General features: G+C 68.6%; 7 protein-coding genes. 3 read left to right on the top strand and 4 right to left on the bottom strand.

Features of this window, described 5'->3' with window-relative positions:
- The first annotated feature begins 318 nt into the window (after window positions 1–318).
- On the top strand, window positions 319–2847 hold the full coding sequence (locus ACFVXC_RS05260) for an ATP-dependent Clp protease ATP-binding subunit (protein WP_389901639.1): 2529 nt from the start codon (window positions 319–321) through the stop codon (window positions 2845–2847).
- Between the two features lie 146 nt (window positions 2848–2993).
- On the opposite strand, the gene ACFVXC_RS05255 is transcribed toward ACFVXC_RS05260, so the two are convergent.
- From ACFVXC_RS05255 to ACFVXC_RS05245, 3 genes are all read right to left on the bottom strand, one after another.
- Window positions 2994–5558, bottom strand: a complete 2565-nt coding sequence (locus ACFVXC_RS05255; protein ID WP_389901637.1) for an NACHT domain-containing protein — start codon at window positions 5556–5558, stop codon at window positions 2994–2996.
- 200 nt (window positions 5559–5758) lie between these two features.
- Window positions 5759–8872: an NACHT domain-containing protein gene (locus tag ACFVXC_RS05250; RefSeq protein WP_389901635.1), complete on the bottom strand. Its 3114-nt coding sequence runs from the start codon at window positions 8870–8872 to the stop codon at window positions 5759–5761.
- A gap of 18 nt (window positions 8873–8890) precedes the next feature.
- Entirely contained in the window at window positions 8891–12091 is a 3201-nt protein-coding gene (locus tag ACFVXC_RS05245) for an NACHT domain-containing protein (protein WP_389901634.1), read from the bottom strand.
- A gap of 499 nt (window positions 12092–12590) precedes the next feature.
- Between ACFVXC_RS05245 and ACFVXC_RS05240 the strand changes: the two genes are divergently transcribed.
- Entirely contained in the window at window positions 12591–13253 is a 663-nt protein-coding gene (locus tag ACFVXC_RS05240) for a M23 family metallopeptidase (RefSeq protein WP_389901632.1), read from the top strand.
- A gap of 12 nt (window positions 13254–13265) precedes the next feature.
- Here the strand turns inward: ACFVXC_RS05240 and ACFVXC_RS05235 are convergent, their stop codons facing one another.
- Window positions 13266–13877: a TetR/AcrR family transcriptional regulator gene (locus ACFVXC_RS05235; protein ID WP_389901631.1), complete on the bottom strand. Its 612-nt coding sequence runs from the start codon at window positions 13875–13877 to the stop codon at window positions 13266–13268.
- Between the two features lie 157 nt (window positions 13878–14034).
- On the opposite strand from ACFVXC_RS05235, the gene ACFVXC_RS05230 reads away from it, so the two are divergent.
- Complete coding sequence (locus ACFVXC_RS05230; RefSeq protein ID WP_389901629.1) at window positions 14035–15759, top strand: MDR family MFS transporter; 1725 nt, start codon at window positions 14035–14037, stop codon at window positions 15757–15759.
- Window positions 15760–15811 lie beyond the last annotated feature (52 nt).

The following is a 15811-nucleotide window of genomic DNA, read 5'->3' as shown; positions in this document are numbered from 1 at the left end:
GGAACCGGCGCGCGCCGCATGGAGTGTCAGTCCTTACGGGTAAGACATCCCTAGTGGGGAGGGGCGACACACGCGCGAGGCCGTCTCACGTTCGCCATCGGCGTAGCTGAGGTGAGGGTAAGTGCTTGGCCTGCGGGAACATCGTCTCGCACCATCGGGTTGGAGCAGTTGTCGGCGTTCGGGGTCAGGAGGCACCTCTTGTTCTCGGCCGGGTGTCGGCAGTTGGAATGAGCGGTCCCCGCTTGCGGGACTAAGCTGCGGAAGGACAGGGAGGGGACAGCCCCCTTACTGCCTGACCGCTCTGAGGAGCGATTAACGATGTTCGAGAGGTTCACCGACCGCGCGCGGCGGGTTGTCGTCCTGGCTCAGGAAGAAGCCCGGATGCTCAACCACAACTACATCGGCACCGAGCACATCCTCCTGGGCTTGATCCACGAGGGCGAGGGTGTCGCCGCTAAGGCCCTGGAGAGCCTCGGGATTTCGCTCGAGGCGGTCCGCCAGCAGGTGGAGGAGATCATCGGTCAGGGCCAGCAGGCCCCGTCCGGGCACATCCCCTTCACCCCCCGTGCCAAGAAGGTGCTGGAGCTTTCGCTCCGCGAGGCCCTTCAGCTGGGCCACAACTACATCGGCACGGAGCACATCCTGCTCGGCCTGATCCGCGAGGGCGAGGGCGTCGCAGCCCAGGTCCTCGTGAAGCTGGGCGCCGATCTCAACCGGGTGCGGCAGCAGGTCATCCAGCTGCTCTCCGGCTACCAGGGCAAGGAGACCGCCGGCGCAAGTGGCGGTCCTGCGGAGGGCACGCCTTCCACGTCCCTGGTGCTCGACCAGTTCGGCCGGAACCTCACCCAGGCCGCTCGTGAATCCAAGCTCGACCCGGTCATCGGGCGCGAGAAGGAGATCGAGCGGGTCATGCAGGTGCTGTCCCGCCGTACGAAGAACAACCCCGTGCTCATCGGCGAGCCCGGCGTCGGCAAGACCGCCGTCGTCGAGGGCCTCGCGCAGGCCATCGTCAAGGGCGAGGTGCCCGAGACCCTCAAGGACAAGCACCTCTACACCCTGGACCTGGGCGCGCTCGTCGCCGGTTCGCGCTACCGCGGTGACTTCGAGGAGCGCCTGAAGAAGGTCCTCAAGGAGATCCGCACCCGCGGCGACATCATCCTGTTCATCGACGAGCTCCACACCCTGGTGGGTGCCGGTGCTGCCGAGGGCGCGATCGATGCCGCATCGATCCTCAAGCCGATGCTGGCGCGAGGCGAGCTGCAGACCATTGGTGCCACGACGCTGGACGAGTACCGCAAGCACCTGGAGAAGGACGCGGCCCTTGAGCGCCGCTTCCAGCCCATCCAGGTCGCGGAGCCGTCCCTGCCGCACACCATCGAGATCCTCAAGGGTCTGCGCGACCGTTACGAGGCGCACCACAGGGTCTCCATCACGGACGAGGCGCTGGTGCAGGCCGCCACCCTGGCCGACCGGTACATCTCGGACCGCTTCCTGCCGGACAAGGCGATCGACCTGATCGACGAGGCCGGTTCCCGGATGCGCATCCGCCGGATGACCGCGCCGCCGGACCTCCGCGAGTTCGACGAGAAGATCGCGGGCGTGCGTCGCGACAAGGAGTCGGCCATCGACTCCCAGGACTTCGAGAAGGCGGCCTCTCTCCGCGACAAGGAGAAGCAGCTGCTCGCGGCGAAGGCCAAGCGCGAGAAGGAATGGAAGGCCGGCGACATGGACGTCGTCGCCGAGGTCGATGGCGAGCTCATCGCCGAGGTCCTCGCCACGGCGACGGGCATTCCGGTCTTCAAGCTGACCGAGGAGGAGTCCTCGCGTCTGCTGCGCATGGAGGACGAGCTCCACAAGCGGGTCATCGGCCAGAAGGACGCCATCAAGGCGCTTTCCCAGGCGATTCGTCGTACGCGTGCGGGTCTGAAGGACCCGAAGCGTCCCGGTGGTTCGTTCATCTTCGCCGGCCCGTCCGGTGTCGGTAAGACGGAGCTTTCCAAGACGCTCGCCGAATTCCTCTTCGGTGACGAGGACGCCCTGATCTCCCTCGACATGTCGGAGTTCAGCGAGAAGCACACGGTCTCGCGGCTCTTCGGTTCGCCGCCCGGATATGTCGGCTACGAAGAGGGCGGTCAGCTGACGGAGAAGGTCCGCCGCAAGCCGTTCTCGGTCGTCCTCTTCGACGAGGTCGAGAAGGCCCACCCGGATATCTTCAACTCGCTCCTCCAGATCCTGGAAGACGGTCGCCTGACCGACTCCCAGGGCCGGGTCGTGGACTTCAAGAACACGGTCATCATCATGACGACCAACCTCGGCACGCGTGACATCTCCAAGGGCTTCAACCTCGGATTTGCCGCCGCGGGAGACGTCAAGACGAACTACGAGCGCATGAAGACCAAGGTCAACGACGAGCTGAAGCAGCACTTCCGCCCGGAGTTCCTGAACCGTGTCGACGACACGGTGGTCTTCCACCAGCTCACCGAGGAAGACATCATCCAGATCGTCGACCTCATGACCGACAAGGTGGACGAGCGTCTCAAGGACCGCGACATGGGCATCGAGCTCAGCGGTGACGCGAAGAAGCTGCTTGCCAAGAAGGGTTACGACCCCGTGATGGGCGCCCGGCCGCTGCGCCGGACGATCCAGCGCGAGATCGAGGACATCCTGTCGGAGAAGATCCTCTTCGGCGAACTCCGCCCCGGCCACATCGTGGTCGTCGGCACGGAGGGTGAGGGCGACGAAGCCAAGTTCACCTTCCGCGGCGAGGAGAAGGCGGCGCTTCCGGACGTCCCGCCGATCGAGCAGGCGGCTGGTGGCGCCGGGCCCAACCTGAGCAAGGAAGCCTAGGCCTCCGGCCCGCAGGACAGCAGTACAGGGGCTGCCCCGAACCGTTTCCCACGGTTCGGGGCAGCCCCTTTCTGCGTTCTTGACCGCGGGTGCTTCGTGGCTGGTCGCGCAGTTCCCCGCGTTCCCCGCGCCCCCCCCAGGGGGCACTACGACGTGATCGTGATGCCCTCCGGTACGTTCCGCACGCGGGGCAGCCGGGGGTTGACCCGGAGCACGCTCAGGTTCGGGAAGCGCGAGAGCCAGGACATGTCCGTGTCGGCGAGTTCGGCGGTGATCCACAGGTGGGTGAGCTGCTCGTGCTCCAGGCCGTCGAGGAGTTCCTCGGTGCGCATGACGCCGACGACCTGGATCCACGGCCGCCCGCCGAGGTGCCGAAGGGCCGCGAGCTCGGCGGTGTCGGCGACGGGGTAGTACAGGCCGACCGGATCGAGATGGGCGATGATCTCGCGCGCGTACCGTTCCGTGTCGAAGTGCCGCCACGGGCGGACCAGCTCGAACCGGATGGACAGCGCCGAGCGGTGGCGCAGTCGGGCGAGGTAGTCGATGGCGGCGTCGTCCGCGACGCGGGTCGCCGTGATCGCCAGGAGGAGCGCCTGCTGGTCGCTCGGCACCTGCTCGGGGTCCGGCAGCTGCTCAAGGACGATGGGGCCGACCCAGCCGAGGCTGCGGGCGGCCAGTTCGGTCGTGGGGCGTACGAGGTTCTTGGTGCGGTCGTGCACGAGCTGCTGCACCGCCGGATCGAGCTCGGTGACGTGTTCCAGGCAGGCCGCGGCCATCAGGCGCCGGTGGTTGATGTGCGGGCGGCGCAGGTTCGGGGCGGCGGCCAGGAGCCGTTCGAGGAAGTCGGCGCACTCCTCGGGCCGCGCGTGGGCGGCGGCCATGCGGATGACCTCCTCCCACTCGGCCTGGTGCGCGTGCTCGACGAGGGTGCGCAACTGCCCGCGGGCCACGATCTCCTTGGCGGCCAGATAGTCCTGGAAGGTGCGGTGGATGAAGTCCACCGAGAGACCGGCCTGTTCGCGCAGCAACCCCGTGCGGTGCAGCAGATGACGGAAGATCTTCTCGCCGTCGCCCTCGGCACGCGCGGAGGGAATGGCGGGCAGGGCGCCGTCCAGGATGGCGACCACGCGCCCACGCGGCAGCTCCGAGACGCCCTCCTCCACCATGGCGTGGGCCAGCTTGCGCAGGAGGAGCTCCCGGGCCCCCTGCTGGAGGCGCACATCATCCGCGTACAGGACATCGCGCTCGGGATCGCGGCGCTGGAGGAGCATCTCCAGGGCGGCGTCGTACAACTCCTTGCGGCCTTTGGGCAGTGAGCCTGAGCGGTCGCGGTTGAGGGCGCATATCAGGCCGCACATCAGGGGGTTGGTGGCGAGCTGGCGCAGCTCGCGGAAGATCCGCACGGAGTGCAGGAGCCGCTGCTCGTACTCCTTCAGCTTGTCGCGCTCCGCCTGCTCCTTGCACTGCTCGTCGCTCATCGCCGCCGCGTGCCAGTCACGGATGAAGCGGGTGACCTGGTCGCGTGACATCGGCGCGAGGAAGAGCTCCTTGAAGCCCTCCTCGGCGAGGCGCTCCTGGGCGAGCCAGCCGTCCTCGACGGCGGAGGGCCGGGAGGTGACCAGACAGCCGTTCCCGGAGTAGATGCGAAGCAGCCGACGCAGCTGGTTGCGCAGCTCGCCGCGGGTCGCCTCCGGGGCCTCGTCGATCCCGTCGACCAGGAGCATGGCGCGGCCCGCGAGGAGCGTACGCACGACCCAGCCCTCGGGTGCCTGGTCGGCGAGCGGGTGCCGGATGGCGTGCAGGAAGTCGTCCGGGGCGGGGAAGCCCTCGCGGGCGAAGCGGCGCACGGGCAGGACGAAGGGCACGCGGACGCCCTCGCGCGCCGCCGCCACCGCGAGCCACTGGATGAGGGTCGTCTTGCCCGAGCCCGCGACGCCGCGAAGCAGCACCCTCTCGTGCCCCTCCAGGGCCCGGTCGGCGAGCAGCACGGTCTGCGGCTCGCCCGGTACGCCGCTGCCGCTGCTCTCCTCGGCCTCCAGGCTGAGGTAGGTGTCCTCCAGGGGCCAGCGGTCCGGCGCGTTGGACAGGTCGACGCCGACGATGGTCAGCCAGCCGTACTGCCGTACGACCTCTTCGGCGTAGGCGGCCTCGAAGTCCCTGTCCTCCTGCGACCGTTCGGGCTGGCGGGCCGCGGCCTCCGCGTCGTTCAGGTCGATGAGCTGGCGGATGCGGCTGGCCCGCTCGGCCATGTGCCGCTGGATGTGCGGGGAGCGCCGGACGAAGTGGTACAGGACGTGCAGACACACGGCCACGAGCAGCTCGTCGTGGAACGACGCGGCTCCGGGGGAGAGGGAACGGTCCGCGCCCTGCACGGCGCCGCGCAGGCGCCGTGCGTAGTCCTGCGGACCCAGGCGCACGGCGTCCACATCCGTGAGGTCGAGCTCCCCGATGGCGAGCAGCGTGCGCGTCAACACAGCCACGACGGAGCCCAGTTCGGCCGTCGGGGCGGAGTGCGACTCGGCGGCGAGATGGACGAGGTCGGCGGCCGTGCGGTGCACGTCGTCCGGTGTCGCCGGGGCGTCCGCGCCGCGCCAGGTGGTGAGGGCGGCGATCAGGTCGGGCGTGGCGGGCGGCAGCGGGGGAGGCAGCCGGATGAGCCGTTGTACCAGAGGCGCTGCGAGGGTCGAGGGGATACGGACAACGGGCTCCATGGACATAGGGGGTCCCTGCGGGTGGGATTGCGCGTGCCGTGGAGAGCCAAGCGTAGGTCAACTCACCCCAGGCGGCGGAAGGGTGAGAGGAGGACTGCAACAAAATCCCGCTCCACCCCGCCCGCACACGGCGTGTCGCGAGACTTTCCTGCAATCCCTTATGACGCAGACCGGGGGCCGGGGGGGCGTGTGGTTTCAGGTCAGTCGGTGGTCACGGGGTGGGGGTTGCGTATCTTGATGTGGGAGGGGAGTGTGGCGAGGTCGGATACCTGGGCGGTGGAGATCGTGAGGTGGCTCAGGGCGGAGAGGCGGGCCAAGGGGCCCAAGGTGTAGGTCTTTTGGCTCATGAGTCCGTACACGGACAGGTGTGTGATGTCCGGGAACAGCCTCGTGACGTGGACTGCTGTCGACGTCCAGTCGTCGCCCTCGTACAGCAGGGACAGCTCCGTCAAACCGGGCAACGTCAGCCCGGCCGGCGCCTGGGCGAGGTCGCCGGATGCCACGTCCAGCCGGGCCAGGTGAGGAAGGCGCGTGAGGGACCTCCATGCGGCGGGTGGGACGGGAGCGTCCATTTCGCCGAAGATGACCCACTCCAGCTCCGGCCATCTGTCCATGGTGTGCGGGTCGGCCAGTGTGCTGATGGCGCCGAAGAGGCCGAGGACCCGCAGCGGAGCTTCGGCGGGGAACAGGCCGAGGCTCCCGAACTGGCGGAGCCGAAGCTGCTCCAGTCCGCTCAGCGCACGGGTGGCCTCGGCCGACAGCCGCTCGGGAGGGAGCCCGAGCGAGAGGAACGTAGGCGCGCAGGCCGTGATCAGACGGGAGGCGGCCGCAGGGGAGACGGTGGCACGGATGTCCAGAAGCCTGGGCCGCATGCCCAGCCTTTCGAGCTCCGAGACTTGTTCGTCGGCGCGCAGGGTGAAGTGGGTTCTGCCGTCATCAAGGTGGGCGATGACCCGTTCCGCGTAGGTGCGGCAGTCGTAACGGTCCCATCCCCACATGAGCTGGCTGCGAACGCTCAAGGAGGGGTGTTCGGCGAAGCGGCCGAGGAACGCGATGGCCGCGTCCGACTCGATGTGCGTCGCGGTGATGGCTATGTTCCGGGCGTCCTCGTCGGACAGGGGCGGAGCCGGGCCCGGCATCAGGTCGAGCACGACAGGCCCGACCTTCGCGAGGGCGCGGGCGTCCGAGGGAGTGCGGGGCGGGATGAGCTCGGCCGTCCGCCACTCCACCTCTTCCCGTATCGCGAGTGCCAATTCGGCCGCATGCTCCAGACAGGCCGCGGCCAGCAGCTGGACGCGCTTGCGGTCACGCCGCTGTGCATGCCGGTCCCCGTACGCGAGCAATTCGCGGAAGATCTCTGTCCGTTCACGGGGCCGCGCGTGTGCCACCGCCATCCGGATGATGTCCTCCCACTGGTCGTCCGCCGCATGCCCGGCGAGCATGCCGAAGTCGCCCTCGTCCACCGCTGCCCGCGCGCCCAGGAAGTCCTGGAAGGTGCGGTGGATGAACTCGACCGTGTCGGGCCCCGGCTCCCGGAGGAGGCCACTGCGGTGCAGGAAATGGGTGTATACCGCCTTCGCGTCGCCGAGGGCCGTGAGTTCGGGTACGGCAGGCAGCGTGTCGGCGATGATCGTCTCTGCGCGGGAACGGTCCATGGTTGTACGGCCGTTGCGGATCAGCCAGTACGCGATGCGTTGGAGGAGCTGGAGCTGCGGTTCCTCGCGCAGCTCCTGTACGTCCATGTCGCGCTCGCGGTCCCGGCGGATCAGCAGCATCGACAGAGCGGCGGAGTAGAGATCCTTGCGCCCCAGAGGGAGGAAGCCCCTGCGGTCGCGGTGCAGGGCACAAATGAGGCCACACATCAGGGGGTTGGTCGCCAGGCGCGCGAGGTCGGGCTTGGACCGGACCGCTTCCGAGAGCTGCGTCTCGTACGAGACGAGCTCGGCGTCCTCCTCCGCCGCGCCGGTACCTGCGGCACCGTGCCAGCGGCTGATGAACGCCGCTACATCCGCCCGGCTCATCGGGGAGAGCGTCAGCTCCGTGAAATCCTCCGCGGTCAGCCAGTCCTCCTGAATCGCCGAAGGGCGCGACGTCACCAGCCACCGGTTGCCGGGGTACGCGTCGATCAGGTCTCTCAGCCACTCCCGTGTGCGCGACCGCTCCGAGTCCGGGATCTCATCGATGCCGTCCACCAGGACCAGAGCGCGGCCCGCCGCCAGTACGCGGGACTCCCAGCCCCTGGGCTGCGTGCCTGCCAGTGGGGAGCCGACCGCCGAGAGGAAGTCCGCCGGGGCGGGGAGGCGCTCGCCGTGGCGGGTGAGAGTGCGGAGGGGGAGTACGTAGGGGATGCGGTCGTAGAGGTACGTCATGCGGTCGTCGTCGGCCGGGGCGGTGCGCGCGGCGCTCACCGCCAGCCACTGCACCAGCGTGGTCTTGCCGGAGCCCGCCTCGCCGCGGAGGAGTACGCGGTCGTGGGTGGCCAGAGCCTGGTCGGCGGGCCGTGGGGCGGAGGCGATCCGCTTCATCTCGTTCACCCACTGCTCGTACTCGGCCCCCTCCAGCGAGAGCCCGTAGGCCGCCTCCCTGGTAGGCATATTGGCCAGCGATGAGGCCCCCGTCGCCTCCAGCGACATATAGGCCGCATCCAACGGCCACCGCCCCGGCGAATTCGCCAGATCGATTCCGAAGATCGTCAGCTGCCCGTGCTTCTTCGCCGCGTATGCGAGATACCGCTGCTCGAACGTCACGTCCTCCGCACCGGGGAGCGGATTGCGCGCGATCAACTCATCGATTTTGGCGATGAGTTCAGCCTGCTTCCGGCTCTGCTCCACCGCTGAGCGGGCCACGAAGGCGGACCGCTGCGTGAAGAAGTGCAGGATGTGCAGGCACGTCGTGTCGAGCAGGCGGTCGAAGAAGTACGTCGCGTCCGCGGACAGGTGACGGTCCGGGTTGCCGCTCGCCCGGCGCAGGTGCAGCGCGAGCGCGTTGTGGCCGAGCTCGACCGCCTGGACGTCCGTGAGAGTGAGGTCGCCCAGGGCGTGCAGGGTTTGGGCCAGGGCGTCGGTGACGGCCTGCTCCTCGTCGGCGGGGGCGGCGCGCTCGCCGGAGGCCCGTACCGCCTGGCGCACCAGTTCCGCCGCCAGCCCCGCCAGATCCTTTTCGGTCAGCTTTCTCTTCTCGCCACGGAAGGAGACCAGGCCCGAAAGACGAACGGGGTTCTCCACCAGGCCGGCGCCGGGTCCCTCACGTACGAACAGCCGTTTGACCAGGGGCGTGACGACGCCCGACGCGAGTCGTACGGCGATGGGGTCCATGGGCGCGAGAGTAGCGGCTCACGCCGGCCCGGCAACGACGCGGCCGTTTACCGTCAGCGTGATGGAGTCGGGCAGTTGGGCGGCGTCGGGTGCGGTGTGGGCCTGCGCCACCGTCACCCGTTGCAGGCGGGTGTGCGCACGCAGCGGGGTGAGGTCCAGGGACTGCGGCTCGTACACGTGCAGGCTGGTCATCGCGGGGAATGCCGTGACCGCGTGGCGCAGGTCGCAGTCGGCGCGGCGGGTCATGACCGAGACCTCGCTCACCGTGTCCAGCTGGACTCCGCAGGCCGCCAGATCCGCCATCTCCCGCGGGCTCAGGCTCAGGTAGGTCAGGTGGTTCAGGTCTGCGACCGCCCGCCAGTCCTCCACGGAGATCGGGGCCTCCAGCTCCAGACCGAGCTGGCCCAGGGTTGACTTGAAGTCTCTGAGACCGGTGAGTCCGGTGGTGTTCTTGGGCGGGAAGACGCATTCCAGTGGGGCTTCGCGCGGTATCAGATCGAGGATCGGCCACTCTGATTCCGCTCGCGCGCTGACCATCAGGAGCTGATCGAGCTCCCGCAGGGGGCTGAGGTCTCGCAGTAGCGGAAGTTCGAAGAGAACCAGATGGTTGAGGGGGAGGCCCCCCACCGGGGCGAGGGAGTCGATGCCGGAGCACGACCTCACGCTGAGGAACTTCAGCTTCCTGTATCGGCCGACGAACTCCAGGCCGTCGAGCACGGCATTGTCGGTCAGGGTGAGCTGCTCCAACTCGGCTTCGCCCAAGGCTTGCGTGATCTGACTCTCCGTGAAGTCGCCCATGAGCTCGACGCGGCTGTGGCCGCCCATGCGGCTGAGCGCGGAGAGTTCGGCCGTGGAGTGGACGACGATCGCCGTGGGGGTCTTCTGGCGGAGATGACTGATGATCTCCCGCGCGTAGGTCTCCGTGTCGAACCGGTGCCAGTGGGCGCCGAGTTGGGCGCGTACGGGAGAGCCGGCGCGGTCCCTGTACTTGACCAGGCAAGCCAGCGCCGCGTCCCCGCCGATCTGGCCCGCCGTGCCGACCACGTAGGCGGCCTCCATGTCGTTCGGTACGCCTTCGGGCCCTGGGAGCAACTCAAGGACGATGGGGCCGAGTTCGGCGAGCTCGCGCGCTTCGGGGTAGCTCCGCGGCGGAATCAGCTCCGCCGCCCGCCGCTCCACCTCCCCCCGCACCTCGGGGTCCAGCTTGGCCGCGTGCTCCAGGCAGGCCATGGCCAGCAGATGCAGCCGTGCGCGGTGTTCGGGCTCGTTGTCCCCGCGTCTCATGACGCCCCGCAGCAGCCCCACCCGCTCGTCCGGGCGGGCGTGGGCGATCGCCATGCGTACGACGTCCTCCCACTGGTCGAGATGCGCGTGCCGCAGCAGCAGGTCGAAGTCGCGCTCCTCCACCGCCGCCCGCGCGCCCAGGTAGTCCTGGAAGGTGCGGTGCACGAAGTCGACGGCTCCCGGCGCCGGTTCGCGCAGCAGGCCCGACCGTACGAGCAGATGGCGCAGGATGTCACCGGCCGTGCCCTGCTCGGCCACGTACGGCATGGACGGCAGCAGTCGCTCCAGCTGGTGCACGGCGTCCGTGTGGTCCATCTCCGCGCGGCCATTGCGGATGAGCCAGTACGCGAGCTTCTGGAGGAGCTCGATCTGGGACTCCTCGTCCAGCTCCACGGCCAGGTCGCGTTCGCGGTCCCGGCGTTCCAGGAGCATCGAGAGCGCCGCGTCGTAGAGCGCTTTCCTGCCGCGTGGGAGGAATCCGCGGCGCTCGCGGTGCAGGGCGCAGATGAGGGCGCACATGAGGGGGTTGGTGGCGAGTCGGCCGAGGTCCTGTTTGGTGCGTACGGCGTTCAGGAGTGTCTCGCCCATGGCCGTGTCGGCGCCGGCCGCCTCGTGCCAGCGCCGGATGAAGACCGTGATGTTCTCGCGGCTCATCCGGGAGAGCGTGAGGTCGGTGAAGTCCTCCGCGCCGAGCCAGTCCTCGCGTACGGCCGACGGGCGCGAGGTGACGAGCCACAGGTTTCCGGGGTAGGCGGTCAGGAGGTCGAAGAGCCAGCGCCGGGTGCGTTCGCGTTCCTGGTCGGGGACCTCGTCCATGCCGTCGATCAGCAGGAGCCCCCGGCCCGCCGACAGGACGCGGTCCGTCCAGCCGGCGGGCTGGGCGCCGGCGAGCGGGTTGCCGACCGCGCTCAGGAAGTCTTTGGGGGTGGGTAAGGAGGCGCCGCCGCGTGTGAGGGTACGCAGGGGCAGGACGTACGGGACGCGTCCGATGAGGTGGGCGAGGTCGCCCGTGAGCTGGTCCTGACGGGCGGTGGTGACCGCCAGCCACTGCACCAGGGTGGTCTTGCCGGAACCGGCGGCGCCGCGCAGCAGGACTCGTTCGGCGCCCGCGAACACTCCCTCGACGGGGTGGGAGAGGGCGGGCGGCCAGTGCCCGGACGGGGGTGTCGCCTCGTGGCTCCCTGCGGCGAAGGTGCCGTCGGAGACAGGGCTGTGGTCCGCGCTCCGGGATGCCCGCAGGCTCAGATAGGCCGCGTCGAGGGGCCAGTCGCGGCACTCGTCGAGGTCTACGCCGTAGATCGTGAGGCGGCTGTGCTTCTTCGCGACGTACGCCCCGTAGCGCACCTCGAAACCCGCGTCCTGCGCGGACTGGGAGGTGAGGCGCTGGATGAGGACGTCGGTACGGGTGATCAGCTCGTCCAGCTGTCGGCTCTGCTCGACCAGGGAGCGGGCGATGAAGGTGGATCGTTGCGTGAGGAAGTGCAGGATGTGGAGGCAGGCGCTGTCCAGGAGCTGGATGTAGAGGGACGCCGTTTCCTGGTTCAGGTGCCCTACGAGCCCGGCGCCGCCCGCCTGCTCGAAGAGCTTGGTCGCCAGCGGCCCCTGACCGAGCCGGACCGCCTCGACATCGCTGAGGTCCAGGTCCGCGAGTGCGTAGAGCGTTCGTTCCAGGGCGTCGGTGAGGGCTTCGAGCTCGATGCCGTCCTCCGGCCGCTCGCGAGCCGCATGGGCCGCGTGCCGCGTCAGCTCGGCCGCCAGCTTGCGGAAGTCCTTCTCGCCGAGAGTCCGCTTCTCACCCCGGAAGGACACAAGCCCCGACAGCCGCACCGGCCTGTCCACCAGGCCCGCGCCCGGTCCCTCCCGTACGAACAGCTTCTTGATCAGAGGGGCTACGACGCCCGAGGCGAGCCGGGCGCCTATGACCGCGGGATCCATGCGCCGCAGCGTAGTGCCCGTCACATTCGGGAGGGTGTTGATCTCGGCGGCCGGTGACATGACGCACAGGCGTTATGTCCGGTACTAGGCGGAATAGTGGGAGTGTTCGGGGCGAGCGGGAGGACCTTCGGACCGCGACCCCCGGGACGTTCGCCTCACCGGCGCGGCCGGGTCCCGGCGAGGGCCGGTGCTGGCTCGGAGGGCCGTTCCGAAGTGGGGTTAAACCCGACCTCGATGGGTAAATCCGGCAACTGGTTGAAGGGGGAATTGTCTGAATTTGGGGGTGTCAAGGAGGAGAAAGTCGGCTGGATCGCTACGGCTTTCGGTAGTAGATGGGGTGTTTGGGCGGGTGCCGGGGTGCGGGTTACCAAGGGATGGCCAACCCGGCGGGACGCAGAGCTGCGTAGGCCGGGTCCCTTTATGTCCCGGCATGTGCCGGGTGCCCCACGTCCCGGCATGCGCCGCATGCCACACGCTCCCCATCCCGGAGGCCATCCGCATGCCGAAGCGCGCCACGTCCAACCAGTCCGGTCTGTCCCTGCTCCGCACGCGGACAGCCGTCGTCACCGTCGCCACCGTCGGGCTCGGCGCCTCAGCGGTTCTCGGGTCCGGGATCGCGGCCGCCGCCGACAACGCCAAGGGCGGCGCGCTGCCCGGCGTCTCCGCCGGTTCGATCTCCGCGCAGGCCGACGCGCAGGCCAAGGCCGCGGGCAAGGCCAAGCAGGCCGCCGCGAAGAAGGCCGTCGCCTGGCAGGACCCGGTCGACAAGTACACGCTCTCCGCGTCCTTCGGACTCGGCGGCAACATGTGGTCCAGCAAGCACTCCGGCCAGGACTTCGCGGTGTCGATCGGCACCTCCGTCGAGGCCGTGCACAACGGCACCGTCGTGAAGGCCGGCGGCAACGGCGCCGGGGACGGTCCCGCGTACGGCAACGCCATCGTGATCAAGCACGACAACGGCACGTTCTCGCAGTACGCGCACCTGTCGAAGATCGACGTGCGCGTCGGCCAGACCGTCGGCACCGGCCAGCACATCGCCGCTTCCGGCAACACCGGCAACTCCAGCGGCCCGCACCTGCACTTCGAGATCCGTACGACGCCGAACTACGGCTCGGCGGTCGACCCGGTCGCGTTCCTGCGCTCCAACGGCGTCAACGTCTGACCCGGTAGCCCCTCAGGGGCCCTCGTGCGCCCGTGTCACCAGTTCGATGGCGACCTCAAGGATGGCCTTGCGCTTCTCCTCGGGGTCGCCTTCGACGTCCTTGAGCACGAACATCCCGCCGTGCATGGTGAACAGGGCGCTGAAGCAGCGCACCTGCGTCGTCATCGGCGTGCCCGGCTCCCTGAGGATGTCCAGCAGGCCGATCATGCGGTCCTTGAAGGTCTCGCCCGTCTTCAGGTCCCGCATCGTCGCCTGGTTCTCCTGCATGAAGCGGAAGAGCGGGGACGCGTCCTTCAGGATCTCGCTGTAACGGGTCAGGATCGTCCGCTTGGTCTCCAGCGTGCGCGGCTGGTCCTTGCCCCACTCCATCAGCTCGTCGATGGGCCGTGTCAGGTCCTGGAAGACGCTGGTGAGGATGTCTTCCTTGGTCTTGAAGTGGTAGTACAGCGCCGCCTTCGTGACCTCCAGACGTTCCGCGATCTCGCGCAGTGACGTCTTCTCGTAGCCGTGCTCGGCGAAGAGTTCGAGGGCCACGTCCTGGATGCGCTGGCGGGTGTCCCCGCGACGCTGCTGCTTGCCGCTGCCCGTGTTCGTACCCGTGCCCGCGCCTGTGCCCGTGACCATCTTGGTGCTCCTCGGCTCCCTCGACTCGAATCCTTGGACCCGACTTTACTTACTTGACGCCCGGCTAGTTAGGGGTCTAGTTTCCCTCAGTGTAGTCAGCTTGCCGGTCGGCAAGTAAGTGGCGGAGGGCAGTCGGGTGAACCGGGGAGTGGGGAACATGGCGGAGATCAAGAAACAGACGGAGGAGCGGGCGAAGCCGCAGGAGCGGGTGAAGCCGCAGGGTCAGGCCAAGGACGCGCCACAGCCGCGCAGCGTGCGCGTCGTGATGATGGCCCTGATGGTCACGATCCTGCTCGCGATGCTCGACAACATGATCGTGAGCCCCGCGATGCCGACGATCGTCGGTGACCTCGGCGGCATGGAACACCTGTCGTGGGTCGTCACCGCGTACATGCTGGCGACGGCGGCCTCGACCCCCATCTGGGGCAAGCTCGGCGACATGTACGGACGCAAGGGCGTCTTCCTCACCTCCATAGTCATCTTCCTGCTCGGTTCGGTGCTCAGCGGCATGGCGCAGGACATGGGCCAGCTGATCGGCTTCCGTGCCGTACAGGGACTCGGCGCCGGCGGTCTGATGGTCGGCGTCATGGCGATCATCGGTGAGCTCGTCACACCGCGGGAGCGCGGCAAGTACATGGGCATGATGACCGGCGTCATGGCGGTCGCCATGATCGGCGGGCCGCTCGTCGGCGGCACCATCACCGACCACCTCGGCTGGCGCTGGGCCTTCTACATCAACCTGCCGCTCGGCGTCGTCGCCCTCGCGATGGTGACCGCCGTGCTGCACCTGCCGAAGAAGACGTCCAAGGGGCGCATCGACTACCTCGGTGCGGCGCTGCTCACCGTCGGCATCAGCTCGCTGGTCCTCGTCACCACCTGGGGCGGCACCGAGTACGCCTGGACCTCGACCGTGATCATGGAGCTCATCGCGATCGGCGTCGTCGCGCTCATCAGCTTCGTCATCGTGCAGAAGAGGGCCGCGGAACCGATTCTGCCGCTGCACATCTTCCGCAACCTCAACTTCACCCTGATGTCGGTGATCGGCTTCCTCACCGGCTTCGTGATGTTCGGCGCGATGCTGTTCCTGCCGCTCTACCAGCAGGCGGTGCAGGGCGCTTCGGCCACCAACTCCGGCCTGCTGCTCCTGCCGATGCTGCTCTCGATGATGGTCGTCTCGTTCTTCTCGGGGCGGTTCACCACCTCCACCGGCAAGTACAAGATCTTCCCGATCGCCGGCACCGTACTGATGGTCCTCGGTCTGTTCCTGCTGTCCACGATGGACACCGACACCACGCGGTTCATGGCGGGCGTCTACATGGCGGTGCTCGGTGCGGGCATGGGCTGCCTGATGCAGATCACCATGCTGGTCGCGCAGAACAGCGTCGAGATGAAGGACATGGGCGTCGCGTCGTCCTCGGCCACGCTCTTCCGTACGCTCGGCTCCTCGTTCGGCGTCGCGATCATGGGCGCGCTCTTCAACAACCGGGTCGAGCACACGATGTCCGAGCGCGCCGGGCAGCTGGGCGGCAAGGTCACCGAGCAGTCCGCGCAGCTGGACGCGGACAGCCTGCGGAAGCTGGCGGCGCCGGTGCGGGACGCGTATCAGCACGCGGTGTCGGCCGGTACGCACTCCGCGTTCCTGCTCGGCGCGGTCATCGGAGTCGCGGCGTTGATCGCTGCGCTGTTCGTCAAGGAGGTTCCCCTGCGGGGGGCCGGGCCCAAGGACTCCGCCGGGCCGAAGGACTCCGGGGACTCCGAGGCGAAGAAGGACTCCGAGCCCAAGGACTCCGAGCCCAAGGACTCCGGGGCCGATAAGCCGGCCGAGGGTGCGGCTGGGGACGCCGTGCCTGGGACGCGGGAAGCGGTGGCAGAGTCCGTCTGACCTGCGGTCCTACCCCCTCGGCTGAACGGGCCCCGCACCTTCTGGTGCGGGG

The organism is Streptomyces sp. NPDC058257 (assembly GCF_042881845.1).
Lineage (GTDB): Bacteria > Actinomycetota > Actinomycetes > Streptomycetales > Streptomycetaceae > Streptomyces.
The sequence above is the reverse complement of the archived record's forward strand: the minus strand, read 5'-3'. Positions and strand labels throughout refer to the sequence as shown.

Coding starts and splice junctions, on each gene's coding strand:
- ACFVXC_RS05235 (WP_389901631.1), bottom strand. CDS start 13,877: ATGGTCACGGGCACAGGCGCGGGCACGGGTACGAACACGGGCAGCGGC.
- ACFVXC_RS05245 (WP_389901634.1), bottom strand. CDS start 12,091: ATGGATCCCGCGGTCATAGGCGCCCGGCTCGCCTCGGGCGTCGTAGCC.
- ACFVXC_RS05250 (WP_389901635.1), bottom strand. CDS start 8,872: ATGGACCCCATCGCCGTACGACTCGCGTCGGGCGTCGTCACGCCCCTG.
- ACFVXC_RS05230 (WP_389901629.1), top strand. CDS start 14,035: ATGGCGGAGATCAAGAAACAGACGGAGGAGCGGGCGAAGCCGCAGGAG.
- ACFVXC_RS05260 (WP_389901639.1), top strand. CDS start 319: ATGTTCGAGAGGTTCACCGACCGCGCGCGGCGGGTTGTCGTCCTGGCT.
- ACFVXC_RS05240 (WP_389901632.1), top strand. CDS start 12,591: ATGCCGAAGCGCGCCACGTCCAACCAGTCCGGTCTGTCCCTGCTCCGC.
- ACFVXC_RS05255 (WP_389901637.1), bottom strand. CDS start 5,558: ATGGAGCCCGTTGTCCGTATCCCCTCGACCCTCGCAGCGCCTCTGGTA.